The 18,966-nt window shown below is 64.8% G+C and carries 5 protein-coding genes and 1 pseudogene; 4 read left to right on the plus strand and 2 right to left on the minus strand.

Translation table 11 applies throughout. The annotated features are described in order from the left end of the window. Positions 1–223: 223 nt before the first annotated feature. Positions 224–1,144 carry a universal stress protein gene (locus tag PCOSP_RS15455; RefSeq protein WP_139642724.1) on the minus strand — a complete coding sequence of 307 codons (921 nt, stop codon included), beginning with the start codon at positions 1,142–1,144 and terminating at the stop codon, positions 224–226. A gap of 280 nt (positions 1,145–1,424) precedes the next feature. Here PCOSP_RS15455 and ftsH point away from each other — a divergent pair, with 280 nt between their 5' ends. Further along, entirely contained in the window at positions 1,425–3,260 is a 1,836-nt protein-coding gene (gene ftsH, locus PCOSP_RS15460; RefSeq protein ID WP_464708905.1) for an ATP-dependent zinc metalloprotease FtsH, read from the plus strand. 22 nt (positions 3,261–3,282) lie between these two features. Further along, positions 3,283–3,708 (plus strand): potassium channel family protein, encoded by a 426-nt coding sequence (locus tag PCOSP_RS15465; RefSeq protein WP_464708906.1) that lies wholly within the window; start codon positions 3,283–3,285, stop codon positions 3,706–3,708. A 156-nt stretch (positions 3,709–3,864) separates the two neighbouring features. Here the strand turns inward: PCOSP_RS15465 and PCOSP_RS15470 are convergent, their stop codons facing one another. After that, on the minus strand, positions 3,865–4,035 hold the full coding sequence (locus PCOSP_RS15470; RefSeq protein WP_464708907.1) for an alpha/beta fold hydrolase: 171 nt from the start codon (positions 4,033–4,035) through the stop codon (positions 3,865–3,867). A 570-nt stretch (positions 4,036–4,605) separates the two neighbouring features. Between PCOSP_RS15470 and PCOSP_RS15475 the strand changes: the two genes are divergently transcribed. Both PCOSP_RS15475 and PCOSP_RS15480 read left to right on the plus strand, forming a co-directional pair. After that, complete coding sequence (locus PCOSP_RS15475) at positions 4,606–14,157, plus strand: non-ribosomal peptide synthetase (RefSeq protein WP_464708908.1); 9,552 nt, start codon at positions 4,606–4,608, stop codon at positions 14,155–14,157. Further along, positions 14,154–18,911: pseudogene (locus tag PCOSP_RS15480) on the plus strand (amino acid adenylation domain-containing protein); the annotation flags it as partial. The gene PCOSP_RS15475 and the pseudogene PCOSP_RS15480, both read left to right, overlap by 4 nt. Positions 18,912–18,966 lie beyond the last annotated feature (55 nt).

Raw genomic sequence — 18,966 nt, forward strand, 5'->3', positions numbered from 1 at the left:
TTGCTCCATGACGGGTTCGGTGGTGCAGGCCCCGTCAACCGATACTCGATGAGGTTGAGATCTTGCCGTTCATTCCGTGCAGCGGCTCGGTGGGCAAAGGCATCTTGTGCGAGTGCGCTTTGAACCAGCCCCCGCACGTTGCTCTTTTTCCGCGGACAGCGATTGATAAAAATCAACTACCCGTGCCATCGAAAACCCCGCGCGTCCATCGCTATCGGCGGTTTCAGTCAAGCCAGGGCAAGGGCTTGACGATCATCAAACTGCATGAAGTACGGTTCAGCACGCTCTCGGCAGTGCTGCCCATCATCCGGTCGGGCCCGTCGCGATAGGCCGTGCCCAGCACGACCACGTCGAACGCATTCTGCCGTGCGAACAGGCTGATCACTTTGTGAGGAATACCTGTCAATACATGCTGGTGCGCCCAGTCGATGCCGTAGCGTTCGGCGAGGGCGTCGAACGCTTCTGCCTGGACGTCATTGACCGCGTCGCTCAAAGTGTTCTCCAGGCTCAGGGTCGGCACACTCATTGGGGGATCGCCCATCACCGACCAGTTGCTGACATTCAACAGATGCAATTGTGCGTCGCAGGCTCGTGCCAATGTCGACGCGAATTCGAGCACGCGTTCGTTGAGCCCGTAGGTCAGTTCCTCCAGATGTGACAGGTCCACGGCGGCGAGTACTTTCAGCGGTTTTGGATGCCGGGCGTTGGTGACCAGGTGCAGGCAGGCCGTACAGTCGCGTAACAACAGCCAATCCAGGGGTTGATGGAAGGTCCGGTCAAGGGCCGAGACATGCTGAGCGTCCTTGACCACCAGGTCAGCGCGAAAATCGTTCACATACGCCAGCACATGCGCCGGGCTGGGTTTTGCCCACACCACTTCATAGTGGATCTCCAGCCCCGCGCGCCGATGAAAGCGAACTTGCTGCTCCAGCCAATGGCGATGGATCTGCAGATAGCCTTCCCTGGCCTGGGCCATCGCGTCATGGTCGAACAGCCCGGCCAATGCCAGCGGCTTCACATAGTCAAACGCCACGATATGCAACAACGCGCCAGTGGCACAGGCCAGCGCGTGGGCCCGGTCAAAGGCCGGAGTGCGAGTCATCTCCGAAGGTGCAATCAATAGAATACGTTTGAATGTCGACATTAGAGACCTCGGCCTACGGGCATGATTGCAGCACGACTTCCTGCCGAGCAGCGCGTGACTGCAAACCATCGTTCAAGTATCCGGTGTTGCCCGGCGTGCACTCTGATCTTTGTCAACTAATGTCAGGCCCTTGCCCAATGGCCAAGTCACTCGTGCCTTGTTGATATACCTCAATGACTTTCCGTGGTTTGGGTGTAGAAACCAGTCACTGGCCAATCTTCGCCCGTCATAACACCCAGCGGCTGCATTCGCCGTACGCACCTACTTGTGAGTCGAGGTCATGAAAAAGAACCACCAATGGAATCTGTCCTACTTTCTGGCCGCGTTTGTCGTGTTCGCAGCTGCACAGTTTCTGTGGGCAGAACATCGGGTGGTGCAAAACATCCCCTACAGTCAGTTCCTGCAACTGCTGAACGAGCAGAAAGTCAGCGACTTGCAGGTCGAGAAAGACCAGATCCGCGGCAAGCTGCAAGTGCCGATCGACGGTCACACGTTGTTCTCGACCGTGCGGGTCGACCCCGCGCTGGCCGAGAACCTGACGCAATCGGGGGCCAGCTTCACCGGGGTCAATGACAATGGCTTCTTGAGCGGCCTGCTGGGCTGGCTGTTGCCCTTTATCCTAATCATGGTGGTCTGGCATTTCCTGTTCCGCGGCGTCGCGGAAAAACAGGGCCTGGGCGGGCTGATGAACATCGGCAAATCCCGGGCCAAAGTGTTTGTTCAACGAGACACCGGCGTCACCTTCGCTGATGTCGCCGGCATCGATGAAGCCAAGGCCGAATTGGTGGAGATCGTTTCGTTCCTCAAGGACAAGGCCAAGTACGCACGGCTGGGAGCGCATATTCCCAAAGGCACGCTGCTGGTCGGCCCGCCGGGCACCGGCAAGACCCTGGTGGCCAAAGCCATCGCAGGCGAAGCCGGGGTGCCGTTCTTCTCGATCTCGGGCTCGGAGTTCGTCGAAATGTTCGTCGGCGTCGGAGCTGCGCGGGTCCATGATCTGTTCGAACAAGCGCGCGAGGCCGCGCCTTGCATCATCTTTATCGATGAACTGGACGCCCTGGGCAAGATGCGCGGCGTCGGCGTATTGGGCGGCAATGACGAAAAAGAACAGACCCTCAACCAGCTTCTGGCGGAGCTGGACGGCTTCGACCCCCGCGAGGGCGTGGTGCTGCTGGCCGCCACCAACCGCCCGGAAATTCTCGACCCGGCACTGCTGCGCGCCGGTCGGATCGACCGTCAGGTCTTGATCGATCGTCCGGATCGCAAGGGGCGTCAGGCGATTCTCAGCGTGCACCTGCAAAAAATCGCCGTGGACCCGGCCCTCGACAGTGCGCGCATTGCCGAGATCACCACCGGTTTCACCGGCGCCGACCTGGCAAACCTGGTCAATGAAGCGGCGATAGTCGCGACCCGTCGCGGTGCCGACACGGTCAGCCTGGACGATTTCACGGCAGCCGTAGAGCGTCTGGTCGCCGGCCTCGAACGCAAGAGCAGCGTGCTGCGCCCCGAAGAACGCCAGGTGGTGGCGTACCACGAAATGGGCCACGCCCTGGCGGCGACTCACCTGCCAGCCATGGACCCGGTGCACAAAGTCTCCATCGTGCCGCGTACTATTGGTTCCCTGGGCTACACCCTGCAGCGTCCAACGGAAGACCACTTCCTGATCAGTTGCCAGATGCTCAAGGATCGTATCGTCGTGCTGATGGCAGGCCGCGCCGCCGAATGCCTGATCTATGGCCAGACCTCCACCGGGGCCGCCGACGACCTGGCCCGCGCGACTGATATCGCCCGGCAGTTGGTGACCCGCTTCGGCATGAGCGCCGAGCTGGGACAGTCGGTGCTGGAGCGACAAAGCCTGAGCTACCTGGGCGAGCAGATGCAGGCCACGGGGCAGGAAGATTATTCGGAACAGACCGCCAGGGAGGTCGACCTGTGTATACGCGCCCTGCTCGACGAAGCCTACGCACGGGCCAAGACCTTGCTCCAGGCGCATCGCTCCGACCTGGAAACCGGCGCACGCCTGTTGATGGTAAAGGAAAGCCTGACCCCGGCGGACTTCCCCGCGCTGTTGCCACTCAAGCTGGTCGCGGTTGCCGCGAGTTGGGCGTCGTCCTGAGAACAACCCGCCGAGGCTCGCCATGCTGACCATTACGCTGATCAATATGCTGGTAGTGATCACCGCCGTGGTCATTCATTACGAATGCCTGTTGCGCATGAACGACTGGCTGCCACGGCTGAAGGTCTGGAGCCGCTTCAGGATGGTCATAGGCGTATTGGGCGCTCTGCTGGCGCACGCGATCGAAGTCTGGTGCTTCGCCCTGGCGTACTACCTGATGACCCGCGATGGCGAGTGGGGCAGCCTGTCCGGCCAGTTCAATGGCTCTTTCATGGACTGCGTGTACTTTTCCTTCACGACCTATACCACCATCGGTTTCGGTGACATCAGTCCCGTGGGCAACATCAAGTACCTGACCGGCCTGCAAGCACTGACTGGTCTGGTGCTGATCACCTGGACGGCGTCCTTTCTGTTTCTCGAAATGCAGAAGTACTGGAAGAGAAAGTAGCGCCTTGCACCAGCCACCTCAGGACTCGGAGGGCCGTGCTCCAGCTCCCCGCACATCTGGAGATAATGACTTACGCGCTGATTTTTCAAGCAGTTGCCAGCAACAGTGCCAGCAGTGCGTGATTCAACCATATCTGAAGCCAGGTGGGCCGCACGCTCACGACCCGAGAAAGGCTTCAATATGCTTGGCGATGGCATCCGGCTGTTCAGGAAACGCGGCATGGCCCATGTGGTCGATTTCAATCAGCGTGACCCGATCCGGAAACTCAGCCTTGAATTCCCATGCATTCTCGGGAAGCGCCGCAACATCCTGTTTGCCCCGCAGCAAAAGGATCGGGACTCTGCCTCCGGCGGCCCACCAATCCTTTTGCTGTGGTCATGGCCGGCAATCTTCTGGACATTGGCCCTCGTCGGGGCCATGCACTACGGGAGCGGCATTTTCAGTGCAGCATTGGTCAGTTGGTTAGCGGATGGAACACCGAAGGGCATGGCGTTGGTGATGGGCGGGGCTGGCATCGGCTGTCTGGCGGCAGCACTGTGGTCCAAGAGCGTTCGCACGGAAAGGTCCTAACCCCATCGTCGTGTTCGTCGCAGTGAACCTTATCCGCCCCGACGCGGCGGCCGCTCTAGGCTGCGGAACCGCGTTCATCTGATCGCGTTATGACATCGTACAACCTTTAAAAATTAGCTTCCCATCTTCGAAAGCGCTGCTATGTTACGCGCTCGGATTGAACGTCCGGGCGCCGCCAGTGGCTTGCCTCGCTCCCCTCTGCAGACAGGAGGGAGAGGCCCGTCGACCAGGCCCGTGCGCCGTTCGTTCTCAAGGACAATCGGTTCGCGAAAGTCGCCGCCTCCGCTGCGTGTCGACCGGGATCGCAACCATTCACAGGGAAGTGTCATGGTCGAAGCGCAATGCTATTCATTGAGTTCCACCCAACAGTCCGTCTGGCTCGATCAACAGCTGTCGCCCGATACCCCCTCCTACAACATCGGTGTCACCGTGGAAATCCACGGCGCGGTGGACCTCGCCCTGTTCACCGCCGCGCTGCGGGCCGTGGTGGCCCAACATGACGCGTTGCGGTTGGTTTTCAGCGAGCATGCCGGGCACGTGACGCAACGGGTTGACGACACCGTGCAGGGTGCACTGGCCTACTACGACTGGCGCGCCGAACCCCTGGCCCGCGACGGCGCCCTGGCCCACATCACGCAGCTCAATCGTACCCCGTTCACCCTTTACGACCAGCCGTTGTGGAGCATGGAGTGGTTCCAGCTGTCGGACACCCATGCATTGTGGAACAGCCGTTATCACCACCTGATCTGCGACGGCACCTCGGTGGGCCTGATCGGCCAGGCTGTGAGCGCGGCCTATAACCAGTTGCTGCAAGGCCAGCCGCCTATCCTTGACGCCGAGTTGGCACAGGGCTATCGCGATTTCGTGGCCCGGGACCAAGCGTTCCTCGACTCGACGCGCTACGCCAAGGCCCGTGATTACTGGCTCGAACAATTTCCGGCACTGCCGGCGCCGTTGTTCCAGCAGGCCCGAGCCAACGTCGGCGAGCCGGTGCCCAGTGCCCAGGCGATCTGGACCCTGGGTGGCGAGCGCCTTGAGCGGTTGAGCCAATGGGCGAAAACCCAGGGGGCCACGCTGAGCCACAGCCTCAGTGCCCTGTTGGCCTATTATTTCAGCCGAATGACCGACCAACGCGAACAGCTGGTCATCGGCCTGCCCGTGCACAACCGCAGCAACCCGCTGCAAAAACGGACGGCCGGGATGTTTTCCTCGGTCCTGCCACTAGCGGTGCAGGTCGACCCGACGCTGAGCTTTGCCCACGCCGTTCAGCAGGTGGCCAGCCAGACGCTGCGCAGCTATCGGCACCAACGCTACCCGTTGCAAACCCTGCATCGCGAATTGCGCGCCCGCGCCGGTCATCCCGGCCATTTGTTCGAGGTGATGCTGTCAGTCGAACGATACCCGGGGGACGTGCACCTGGGGCCGGCACGCTGCGCGCTGCGCACTTGGCACAACGGTCACGAGCGCTACCCGTTGGCCATTTACCTGCGTCATTACGAGGAGAAAACCGAGCCGCTCCTGGAGTTCAACTACGACCCACGGTTGTTCAGCGCCGACGACATGGCCGCGCACCTGCGGCGCCTTCAACATCTGACCGAACAGCTGCTGGCCGCCCCCGACCGGCCGCTGGCCGAGGCCTCGCTGCTGGACGCCGCCGAACAGCAGCAAGTGCTCCATGGGTTCAATGCCAGCGTTCGTGACTATCCGGCCGACGAAGCTCTGCACAGCCTGTTCGAAGCGCAGGTACGACGGCGTCCCGATGCTACGGCACTGCTCGATGGCGAACAGTCGTTGAGCTACCGCCAGCTAGACCACCGCGCCGAGCGCCTGTCCGGGCATCTGGCGGCGTGCGGTATCAACGCTGGTGATCATGTGGCGCTGGCTTTGCCCCGCGGCACGGCGTTGATCGTGACGGTGCTGGCCATCCTCAAGCGTGGCGCCGCCTATGTGCCCATCGACCGGGATGCTCCCCTGGCCCATCAAGCGCGGGTACTGGCCGATTGTGGCAGTGACTGGCTGCTGGTCGAAGGTGACGACAGGCCGGTGGTGCAAGGCGTGCAACTGATCGATGTCGGCGGATCATTCGAAGATGCGCCGAACCCGCCGCTGACCCGTGCCGGTGCTGTCGCCTACGTCATGTACACCTCCGGTTCGACGGGCGTGCCCAAGGGCGTGCAGATACCCCACCGCGCCGTCACCCGGCTGGTGCGCAACAACGGTTTTGCCGACTTCACCGCCCAGGATCGGATCGCCTTGGCCGCCAATCCAGCCTTCGACGCCAGCACCTTGGAAATCTGGGGCGCTCTGCTCAACGGCGGCTGCCTGGTGGTCTGCCCGCGCCAGACCGTGCTCGACGCCGAGCGCTTGAATGAACACCTGCTGCGCCACGAAGTCAGCGTGCTGTGGCTCACCGCCGGGTTGTTCCATCAGTTCGCCGACGTTTTGGCCCCGGCCTTCGCCGCCTTGCGCTTGCTGATGGTGGGTGGTGATGTGCTCGACCCGCGCTGCATCGAACGGGTGCTACGGCGCTCCCCTCCGGGGCAGTTGCTCAATGGCTATGGCCCCACCGAAAGCACCACCTTCGCCACCACCCACCGCATCACCCTCGAAGATGCGCTGGCGGGCGACATTCCCATCGGCCGTCCCATCGGCAACACCCAGATCTACGTCCTCGACGAGCAGCGCCAGCCGCTGCCCATCGGCGTCGCTGGCGAGCTGTACATCGGTGGCGACGGACTGGCCCTCGGTTACCTGAACCAGGCGCAATTGAGCGAAGAGCGCTTCGTCGCCAACCCTTTCGCCCCCGGTACGCGGCTGTACCGCACCGGTGATCTGGTGCGCTGGCGGGCCGATGGAGTGCTGATGTTCCTTGGACGCAACGACTTGCAGGTCAAGGTCCGCGGCTTCCGCATCGAGCTGGGGGAAATCGAAGCACAGCTCAAGGCTCTGCCTGGCATCACCGAAGCGGTGGTGCGGGTCGACGCCCAACAACGCCTGCTGGCCTATTTCAGCGCGACCCAGGCTCAACAGCCCAACGAGCTACGGGCCCGCTTGGCCGCGGTACTGCCCGACTACATGCTGCCGGCGGCCTTTGTGCAGGTGGAGGCTTTTAGCCTGACCGCCAACGGCAAGCTGGACCGCCGCGCGCTGCCCGAGGCCAATGAAGACCACTTCGCCTTGCAGCGCTACGAAGCCCCCCAGGGGCCGGTGGAAAGTCGCCTCGCCGAGCTCTGGGCGCAAACCCTCGGCGTGCCGCGGGTGGGCCGCCAGGATAATTTCTTTGCCCTCGGCGGCCACTCGCTGATGGCCGTGCAACTGGTCGAGCAATTGCGGGCCGAAGGTTGGCACCTCGACATCGGGACTTTGTTCACCGCGGCGGACCTTCACCATCTGGCCTTGCTGCTCGAACACCCGGTGAGCCCAGCCGAGCCCCACGCGCCCACCATCGCCTCGGGCATCGACCCGGACTGCCCGCGCATCACCCCGGACATGCTACCCCTGCTCAGCCTGCCGCAAGCGCAGATCGACTCGGTTGTCGCGGCTGTCGAGGGTGGCACGGCCAACGTCCAGGACATCTACCCGCTTGCACCTCTGCAAGAAGGCTTGCTGTTCCAGCACCTGTTGCAACCGGATGACGACGCCTACCTGCTGCGCGCGACCCTGGCCTTCGACAGCCACGAGCGACTGCAAGGCTTCGTCGCGGCGTTCGACCAAGTGATCGCCCGCCACGACGTTCTGCGCAGCGCGGTACTCTGGGAAGGCCTGGACGAGCCGGTGCAGGTGGTCTGGCGCAGCGCGAGCCTGCCGGTGCAACAGCTCGCCGACGGTGAACGGTTCAGCGACCAATCGATGGACATCCGACGCGCGCCCCTGGCGCAGGCCTTCGTGCGCTTCGACAGCGCGACACAGCACTGGCAACTGCAACTGGTCCATCATCACCTGGCCATCGACCACGCCACCCTGGGGTCGCTGTTCGCCGAGGTTCGTGCGCTGATGCTCGACCCCCATTGCCATCTGCCCCCGAGCGTGCCGTTTCGCCAGTTCGTCGCCCAAGCGCGCCTGCCCCATCGCCAGGCCAGCGCCGAGGCTTATTTCCAGCGACTGCTTGGCGACCTCGCCGAGCCGACCCTGCCCTACGGGCTGCACGATGTACAAGGTTCGGGCCGCGATAATCGGGAGTCCCAGCGCGTCCTGGAGCCTGGCCTGGACTGGCGTTTGCGACGGTTGGCCAAGACCTGGGAGGTCGGCGTTGCCAGCCTGTTCCACCTGGCCTGGGCCCTGTTGATCGGCAAGTCCAGCGGCCGCGACGAGGTGGTGTTCGGCACCGTGCTGTTCGGCCGTTTCAGCGCCGGCGAACAAGCCGAGCGGGCGCTGGGCATGTTCATCAATACCTTGCCGCTGCGCATCGACCTCGATGCGCCACTGCACACGGCGCTGCAGCAGACCCACGGCCGGCTGATCGAATTGCTGGCCCACGAACACGCGCCCCTGGCGCTGGCGCAACGGTGCAGCGCCCTGCCCGCCCAGACGCCGCTGTTTTCGGCGCTGCTGAACTTTCGTCACAGTCAGGCTCAACGCAGCGCACAACCGGCGTTCGCGCTGCCGGGTGCGCAGTGGCTGGGCAGCGAGGAGCGCAGCAACTACCCGTTCAGCCTGTCCGTGGACGACCTTGGCGACGGCTTCGTCCTGACCGGGCAGATTCATCATTCGGTGAACGCCGAGGTCGTGCTGGCGCACATGGTTCAGGCCCTCGAAACGCTGGCACAGAGCCTCGAATCAACGCCGGCGATACGCGCTTGCACCTTGGACACATTGCCCAGCGCCGAGCGCGAGCAGGTACTGAACGAGTTCAACGCCACCCACCGGGCGCACCCACGCGACACCCTCCTGCATGAACCCTTCGAGCAGCAGGCGGCGCTGCATCCCGACCGAGTGGCGGCGCAAATCGACAGTACCGAGGAGACATCACTCACCTACGCGCAACTCAATGGCCGCGCCAACCAACTGGCCCATGCCCTGCTGGCCGCTGGCGTGTGCCCCGATGACCGGGTGGCGATCTGCCTCGAACGCGGGCCCCTGCTGCTGGTGGCCATGCTCGCCACCCTGAAGGCCGGCGCAGCCTACGTGCCGCTGGATCCTGCCTACCCGACGGCGCGCCTGCTGCACATGCTCGAAGACAGTGCGCCGCGCCTGGTGCTCACCAGCCAGGCCGCGCACGGGCGCCTGCCGACGTCCCCAGACGCAGCCCATTGGCAGCTGGATTCGCCGCCGCTGGCGGACGGACTCGACACCCTGTCCCTGGACAACCCAAAGATCCCGAACCTGACCCCGGCGCACCTGGCCTACGTGATCTACACCTCCGGCTCCACGGGCCTGCCCAAAGGCGTGATGATCGAGCACCGCAATGCCTGCAATCTGCTGCACTGGGCGCTGGACAATTTCCAGGTCGAGGAGATGCAACTGAGCCTGTTCGCCACCTCGATCAACTTCGACCTGGCGGTGTTCGAATGCTTCGTGCCACTGGCCGCCGGCGCGACCCTGCAACTGGTGGCCAACGCCCTCTCGCTGGTGGCGCAACCGCGGGCCGTGACGCTGGTCAACAGCGTGCCCTCGGCGGTGGAACAACTGCTGCGGATCGATGCCATCCCCGACACCGTCCGCGTCATCAACCTGGCCGGTGAACCGCTCAAGGCTGCGCTGGTGGAACAGTTGTTCAGCCGCAGCGCGGCGCGCCGGGTGTGCAACCTCTACGGCCCGACCGAAACCACCACCTACTCCACCTGGCTGTCGATGCGCCGCGAAGACGGCTACCTGGCCGACATTGGCCGTCCCCTGGATAACACCCGAATCTACTTGTTGGACCCACACCGCCAACCGGTGCCACTGGGCGTGGCCGGGGAGATCTACATCGGCGGTGCCGGTGTCGCGCGGGGCTATCTGAACCGCAGCGAACTGACCACCGAACGCTTCCTGCCCGATCCATTCGTCGATGATGCTGCGGCGCGCATGTACCGCACCGGCGACCTGGGGCGCTGGCGGGCCGACGGGCACCTGGAGTACCTGGGGCGCAACGACTTCCAGGTCAAGGTGCGCGGTTTCCGCATTGAACTGGGGGAAATCGAGGCCCAGTTGCTCGGCCTGCCGGGCGTGCGCGAAGCGGTGGTGGTGGCGCAACCCGCGCCGGCCGGCGACCCGCGACTGGTCGCCTACCTGGTGGCCGAGGATGCCCACGGGCCAATTCCCGACACGGCGGCTGTACGCGCCCATCTGGAACAACACTTGCCGGACTACATGTTGCCCGGCGCCTGCATTGTCCTGGAGCGCCTGCCACTGACGCCCAACGGCAAACTCGACCGCCAGGCTCTGCCGATGCCCGGCACCACCCTCGTCGAGGGCATCAGGCAGCCACCTCGCGGTGACACTGAACAACGTCTGGCGGCGATCTGGGCACAGGTGCTAGGCCAGTCGGAGATCGGTCGCGAGGATGATTTTTTCAGCCTTGGCGGGCACTCGCTGCTCGCGGTGCAACTGCTCGAACAACTGCGTCGCAATGGTTGGAACCTGGACATCCGCAGCGTCTTCGAGCGCTCGACCCTCGCCGCTCAGGCCCGGCGCCTGGAAGCACTCGAGCGTAGCGCCGCGCCTGAGGCCAGCGTCAGCGCCATCGCGCCCTCCTGTTCGCGCATCACCCCTGAGATGCTCGACCTGGTGGCGTTGTCCCAAGCGCGTATCGACCAGATCGCCGCACAGATGCCCGGCGGTGCTGCCAACATCCAGGACATCTACCCGCTGGGCCCGTTGCAGGCAGGCATGCTCTATCACCATCGGGCCCAGCAAGACGGCGATCGCTACGTGCTACGCAGCTTGCTGGCGTTTACCGACGAGGCCTGCCTGCAACGGTTCTGTGCCGCGCTGGAACAGGTCATTGCCCGGCATGACGCGCTGCGTACCCTGGTGCTCTGGGAGGATCTGGACGAGCCATTGCAAGTGGTTCTGCGGCACGTCGCCTTTACGCCCCGACGCCTGGTGCTCGACGGCGAGGATATCGCCGCCCGCTTGCACGCCAGCGCCGACCCGCGTCATTTTCGTCTCGACCTGCGCCAGGCGCCGCTGATCGAAGCCCGCGTGGCCTATGACGCGGTCCATGACCGTTGGCTGCTGTTGTTGCTGCATCATCATGTGGTGGTGGATCACACCTCCCTGGAGTTGATGGTCGAGGAAATTGCCCTGATCGAAGGCGGTCGTCGGGCAGAACTGCCCGCGCCCACCAGCCCCCGTGGCCTGGTGGCCCAGGCACGGCGTCCGGAGGTGGTGGACGCTGCGTGCAAGTTCTTCAGCGAGCAGTTGGGCGACCTGGACGAGCCGACCTTGCCTTTCGACGTCGACTTGCGCGCCGATCCGCGCTGGCAAGCCCTGGAGCACCGGCAGGCGTTGACCCCGGACCTGGCGCGCCGGCTGCGCCAGCAGGCCCATGCCCACGGCGTGAGCGTTGCAGGTATCTGCCACCTGGCGTGGGCATTGGTGCTGGGGCGCCTCAGCGGCCGCGACGATGTGGTGTTCGGCACAGTGCTGTTCGGACGCTTGCAAGCTGGCGCCCATGCGGACCGGACCCTGGGTCTGTTCATCAACACGCTGCCGTTGCGCGTGCACCTGCAAGACAGTACCAACGCTGCGCTGCACAGGGTTCAGGATGCCTTGAACGGTCTGCTCTGCCACGAACAGACCCCGCTGGCGCTGGCCCAGCGATGCAGCGCGGTGCCGGCGGGCACAGCCCTGTTCAGTGCGCTGTTCAACTACCGCTACAGCCATGCCGGGCAAGCGAACATCCCCCAGGCGATGCCGGGAATGACCCTGCTGCACAGTGAAGAACGCACCCATTACCCCTTCAACCTGGCGATGGACGACCTGGGCGAAGGTTTTCAGCTCACGGCCCAGACCCACCCCGAACACGCACCAGAGCGGCTCGTGGAGTTCATGTTACAAGCCCTCGATTCGCTGGTAGAGGCCTTGGCACAGGCAGGCGACATGCCGGTCCAGCAATTGTGCGTGCTCCCCCCGCAGGAAGAGGCGCATCTGGACCGCTTCAACCCGCCGCCCACGGCTGCGCCCGAAGGTACGCTGACGCAGCGGTTTGCCGAACAGGTCGCGGCAACGCCGGACGCCTTGGCAGTGATCGACGAGCATCAGTCCCTGACGTTTCGTGAGCTCGACCGACAAGCCAGTCGCCTGGCCCATCACCTGCTGGACCAAGGGCTGCGGCGCGGTCAGTTCGTCGCTGTCTGCCTGGAGCGCCAGGCGCATGCGGCGGTCGCCCTGCTGGCGGTGTGGAAAGCCGGCTGTGCCTATGTGCCGATGGACCCCGACTACCCGGCCAGCCGCCTGGCCTATCTGCTGGATGACAGTGCCCCCGCGGCGCTGATCACCCAGGAGCAGGTGCGCGACCGGCTGCCCGCCTTTACGGGCGGACCGTTGATCAGCCTCGACGCCCCTGGAGTAGCTGACTGGCGGCACGCTCCAGCAGCGGCAGAAACCGCGCCAGGCCCGCAGCCGGCTGACCTGGCGTACATGATCTACACCTCTGGATCCACCGGGCAACCCAAAGGGGTCATGGTCGAGCACCGCTCGGTGCTCAATCTGTGGGCCGGCCTGCGCCAGCGTCTGGACGACCTGCCCGCCAACAGCCGCTGCTCTCTCAATGCGTCGATGGCTTTCGATGCCTCGGTGCAGCAGCTTTGCCAATGGCTCAGTGGTCACTGCCTGGTGCTGATCCCCAAACGCATACGACTGGATGCCGGGGCGCTGTTGGATTATCTGCACCACCAGCAAGTCACCCTGTTTGATTGCACACCGAGCCAGTTGCAAGCGCTGCTTAAGTACCGGCAGGCCCAAGTCCAGCCACAGCCGTTGCCGCTATGCATCCTGCTGGGTGGCGAGGCGGTGCCCGCTGAACTGTGGGCACAACTGGCCAACGAAGCCGGCGCGCGGGTGCTGAACGTCTACGGGCCCACCGAGTGCACAGTCGACACCACCAGCGCCTGGCTCGATCAACACGCGCTGCCGAGCCTCGGAAAACCGCTGCCCAATACCCGGGTGCAAGTGCTCGACGCCCACGGTCGGCGCGTCCCGCAGGGGGTGGTTGGAGAGATTCATATCGGCGGCCAGGGGGTGGCGCGTGGTTACTGGCGGCGTGAGGCGCTCACCGGCGAACGTTTCCTCATCGACCCGTTTACCCACGCACCCGATGCTCGTCTGTATCGCACCGGCGACCTGGGCCGCTGGGAGTCGGATGGCAGCCTCAGTTACCTGGGACGCACCGACTTCCAGGTGAAGATCCACGGGCATCGCATCGAACTGGGTGAAATCGAAAGCCACTTGCTGGCGCTGCCCGGGGTGCGCCAGGCCGTGGTGGTGGGCCGTCCCGATCGCCACGGCGTGGACCGGCTGATCGCTTACTTGCAGGGCGACACACCGCCGACTCCAGGCCTGGCCCGCACCGCGCTGAGCGAACATTTGCCCGACTACATGCTGCCCAGTGCCTATGTGCGCCTGGACCGGCTGCCGCTGACCGCCAACGGCAAGCTCGACCGCAACGCGCTGCCCGAGCCGGACGCCCAGGCGTTCGTGCAGACGCCCTATGAAGCGCCCCAGGGCGAAATCGAGATCGTCCTGGCCGCCCTCTGGTGCGAGCTGCTGAGTGTCGAGCGGGTCAGCCGCCACGACAATTTCTTCGCCCTGGGCGGCCATTCGCTGATCGCCATGGGGTTGGTCGAGCGCCTGCGCCAGCACAACCTGCGGGCCGACATCAGCCAACTGTTCACCGCGCCGACCCTCGCCGGTCTGGCGGCGGTCACCACTCCATTGAAGGAACTGCTCCTGTGACTGCGGATCAATTGCTGGCCTTGCTCAAACACCGTGGCGTCACCCTGTCCCTGCGCGGCGATCAACTGTCGGTAGTGGCCGACGACGAAGTCCTGGCCGACCAGGCACTGATCGCACTGCTGCGCAGCCACAAACCCGCGCTGATCGAAGCACTGCGCCAGCCCGCGACCCCGGTGGACCGGACTAGCGGACTGCCCGTGGGTACCACCGACATCACCCCGGCGATGCTCGACCTGTGTCAGCTCGATCAGGCGCAAATCGAAAGCATCGTTGCCGGCGTCCCGGGTGGCGCGGCCAATATCCAGGATATCTATCCCCTGGTGCCGTTGCAGGCCGGCATTCTGTTTCACCATCTTCTGCAGACGCATGGCGATACCTATTTGCTCCACGTGTTGCTGGCCTTCGACGATGAGGCCTGCCTGCTGCGCTTCATGGAAGCCCTGAACCAGGCCATCGCCCGTCACGACATCCTGCGCACCGCGCTGGCCTGGGAAGGCCTCGACGAACCGGTGCAGGTGGTCTGGCGCCAGGCTCCACTGATCCTGGAGCCATTCACCACCGACCAGGCCGATGTCGAAGCCGCGCTGCGAATCCATACCGATCCGCGTCGGCAACGCCTGGACCTGCGCCAGGCGCCACTGATGCGCGCAGTCGCCGCCGAGGACCCGGCCGGCGGGCGCTGGCTGTTGCAACTGCTGCACCATCATGCGGTCATGGACCACACCTCCCTGGAGCGGCTGGTGGGGGAAGTCGCGGCGATCCAGCAAGGGTGCGTGGACCAATTACAGGCGCCACAGCCGTTTCGCGATTTCGTCATGCGCGCCCGCCAGGGCTTGAGCGAGGCACAACACACGGCTTTTTTCAGCGAACTGCTGGGCGATATCGACGAGCCTACAGCACCGTGCGGCCTGCTCAATGTACGGGGGGATGGTAGCCAGGTGCAGACGTTGGAGGCGCCGCTGCCGGTCGCGTTGAGTCGGCGCATCCGCGAGCTGTCGCGGCGCCTGCACGTCAGCAGCGCGAGCCTGTTCCACCTGGCCTGGGCGATGGTGCTGGGCAAGACCAGCGGTCGCGACGACGTGGTGTTCGGCACGGTGATGTTCGGGCGGTTATCGGGCGCCGCCGAGGCCGCCACGGCCATGGGCCTGTTCATCAATACCCTGCCGCTGCGGGTGCGCCTGGCCGTCCCCGTGGAACAGGCGCTGCAGCAAACCCACACCCTGCTCAGCCGACTGATCGCCCACGAACACGCGCCCCTGGCCCTGGCCCAACGCTGCAGCGCCCTGCCCAATGGCACCGCGCTGTTCTCGGCGCTGCTCAATTACCGCCACAGCGCAGGCAACGACCAGGCCCCGGCGCTCGCTGGCATGCGCGTGCTCGGCGGCGAGGAACGCACCAATTACCCGTTCAACCTCTCGGTGGACGACCTCGGCGAGGGTTTCTCGTTGAGCCTGCAGATCGATTCCCAGGTCGGCGCCACGCCGGTGCTCGGCTGGCTTGGCAGTGCTCTGGAAAACCTGCTGGACGCCCTCGAACGGCAGCCCGACACACTGGCTTGCCACCTTTCGGTATTGCCCGAGGCGGAACGCGAGCGACTGCTGCAGACCTTCAACGCCACGGCCCGCGAACGGCCCGCCGAGGACTTGCTGCATCGGGCCCTGGAACAGCAGGCCGAGCGTCAGCCCGAGGCCATCGCCGCACGTTTCGACGCTGCTGGCGGGGTCGCGCCGTTGACCTATGGGCAACTCAACAGCCAGGCCAATCGCTTGGCCCACCTGTTGGTGCAAACCGGGGTTCGCCCCGACAGTCGCGTAGCGATTTGTCTTGAGCGTGGTCCGCACCTACTGGTAGCCCTGCTGGGCATTCTCAAGGCTGGGGCGGCCTATGTTCCGCTGGACCCGGCCTACCCCCGCGAACGCCTGGCGCACATGCTCGACGACAGCACCCCGCGGGCGTTGCTGACCGTCGCTGCACTGCAATCGAACATGGCTGCCAGCGAAGGCTGCACGCTGCTGTGCCTGGACGATCCGCAGACCCAGGCGCGCCTCGCCGAACAACCTGCCGACAACCCGGACCCCGTCCAGCTGGGCCTGGGCGGGCATCACCTGGCCTACGTGATCTACACCTCCGGCTCCACCGGCACCCCCAAGGGCGTGATGATCGAGCACCGCAACGCCTGCAACCTGTTGCACTGGGCATTGCAGGCCTTCGACGCCGCCAGCCTGCGCGACAGCCTGTTCGCCACGTCGATCAACTTCGACCTGGCGGTCTTCGAATACTTCGTGCCGCTGGCCGCCGGCGCGACCCTGCATGTGGCCAGCAATGCCCTGGCGCTGCTCGACTGCCCCGTGCCGGTGACGCTGATCAACAGTGTGCCTTCGGCGCTCGATGCGCTGGTCGGTGCCCAGGCAATTCCACTGTCGACTCAGGTGGTCAACCTGGCGGGCGAACCCCTCAAGCAAGGACTGGTGGAGCAAATTTTCGCCAACAGTGCCGTACAGCGGCTGTGCAACCTGTACGGCCCATCGGAAACCACCACCTATTCGACGTGGGTGTCCATGGACCGTGACCAGGGTTTCGTGCCGGGCATCGGCCGGCCGTTGGACAATACCCGGGTGTACCTGCTCGACGCCCATCGTCAGTTGGTGCCCTTGGGGGTCACCGGCGAAATCTACATCGGTGGCGCCGGGGTGGCGCGTGGTTACCTGAATCGACCGGCGTTGACCGAGGAGCGTTTCGTCCAGGACCCGTTCGCCAGCGAAGCCGGTGCGCGAATGTACCGCACCGGCGACCTCGGTCGATGGACGCCCGACGGACAGTTGTTGTACCTGGGCCGCAACGATTTCCAGGTCAAGGTGCGTGGCTATCGCATCGAGTTGGGCGAAATCGAAAGCACCCTGAGCCGGGTGCCGGGCGTGCAGCACGCGGTGGTCATTGCCCGCCAGGACGTGCCAGGCGACCCGCGCCTGGTAGCGTACTGGGTGATGCAGCCCGAGTCCCCGGTGAGCGAGGCGCAATTGCGCGATGCCCTGGCCGCGGCGCTGCCCGAATACATGCAACCCAGTGCTTATGTGACCTTGCCGGCGCTGCCCCTGACCCCCAATGGCAAACTCGATCGCAGTGCCTTGCCGGCCCCGGATCAGGTTGTCGACGGCCACTTCGAGGCGCCCCAGGGCCCATTGGAAACCCAACTGGCGGCGATCTGGGGCCGGCTGCTGGGCTTGGCGCAGGTCAGCCGCCAGGCGCATTTCTTCCAATCCGGGGGGCATTCGCTGCTGGCCGTGCAACTGGTTTCCCAACTGCGCCAACAGCTGCGGATCGAGCTGCCCCTGGCCAGCGTCTTCGAGCACCCGATCTTGCAACAACAGGCGCGAGCCATCGAAGCCTTGGCCGCGTCGGGCCACCTTGGCACTGCGCGGATCCCGGTCGGTGCCCGGCTGGCGCCACTGCCGCTGTCGTTCGCCCAGCAACGCCTGTGGTTCATCGCCCACCTGGATGCCCAGGCCAGTGCTGCCTACCACATGGCCGGCGGTCTGCGCCTGCGCGGCGAACTGCACGAGCCGGCGTTGCGCGCCGCGCTGTCGCGCATCGTCGAGCGGCATGAAGCCCTGCGCACCCGGTTCGTGACCGAAGGCGGCGAGCCCTACCAAGTCATCGACCCGCCAGCGGATTTCTCCCTGCGCAGCGTCGACCTGCGGGACCAGCCACCCGCGGTGTTTCAGGCTCACTGCGTCGAAGCCGCCGAAGCACCTTTCGACTTGGCACGTGGTCCGCTGATCCGTGGCTGTCTATTGCGCCTGGCCGACCAGGAGCATGTGCTGCTGGTGACCTTGCATCATATCGTCGGCGACGCCTGGTCGCTGGGCGTGCTCACCCGTGAGCTGAGCGAACTCTACCGAGCGTTCATCCAGGACCGCACCGATCCCCTGCCGCCACTGGCCATCCAGTACCCCGACTACGCGCTGTGGCAGCGCTCTCCCCGTCAGGTCCAACGGGTCACCGAACAATTGGCCTACTGGCGCGTGCAACTCGCCGATGCCCCGCCGTTGCTGCAATTGGCGCTGGACCGGCCGCGCCCGGCGCAGCAGGATTTCACCGGTGCCAGTCTCGACGTGAGCATGGAGGCCGCATTGGTGCAGGCCCTCAGGCAACTTAGCGAGCGCCATGGCAACACCCTGTTCATGACCGTGCTGGCTGCCTGGTCGGTGGTCCTGGCACGCCTGTCCGGGCAGGACGACGTGGTGATTGGCTCGGTGCTGGCCAACCGCACCCGCGCCGAAATCGAGCCGCTGATCGGCTTCTTCGTCAACACCCAGGCTCTGCGCGTGCGGTTTGCCGATGTCGAACGAGTGGACCAGCTACTGGGCCAAGTGCGGCGCACCGCCCTGGACGCCCAGGCGCACCAGGACGTCGCCTTCGAGCAGTTGGTGGAGGCTCTGAATCCGCCGCGTTCGCTGGCCCACAGCCCGATCTTCCAAGTCATGTTCGCCTGGCAGAACGCGCCGCAGCCGAGCCTGGAACTGGGCACCCTGGAACTCACGCCGCTGGCCACCGCCGAAGACAGCGCCAAGTTCGACTTGACCCTGAACCTGCACGAACGCGACGGCATGATCGCCGGCCGCCTGACCTATGCCACCGCCCTGTTCGACGCGGCCACCGTGCAACGTCATTGGCAGGCGCTGTGCACCACCCTGCAAGCCATGGTCAACGATGACCAGCAGACGCTCGATGGGCTGTCGATCCTCGGTGAAGACGAACGCTATCAGGTGTTGCACGGTTTCAATGACACGGCCCACGACTACCCCGCCG

Source organism: Pseudomonas sp. MAFF 730105, assembly GCF_055380705.1.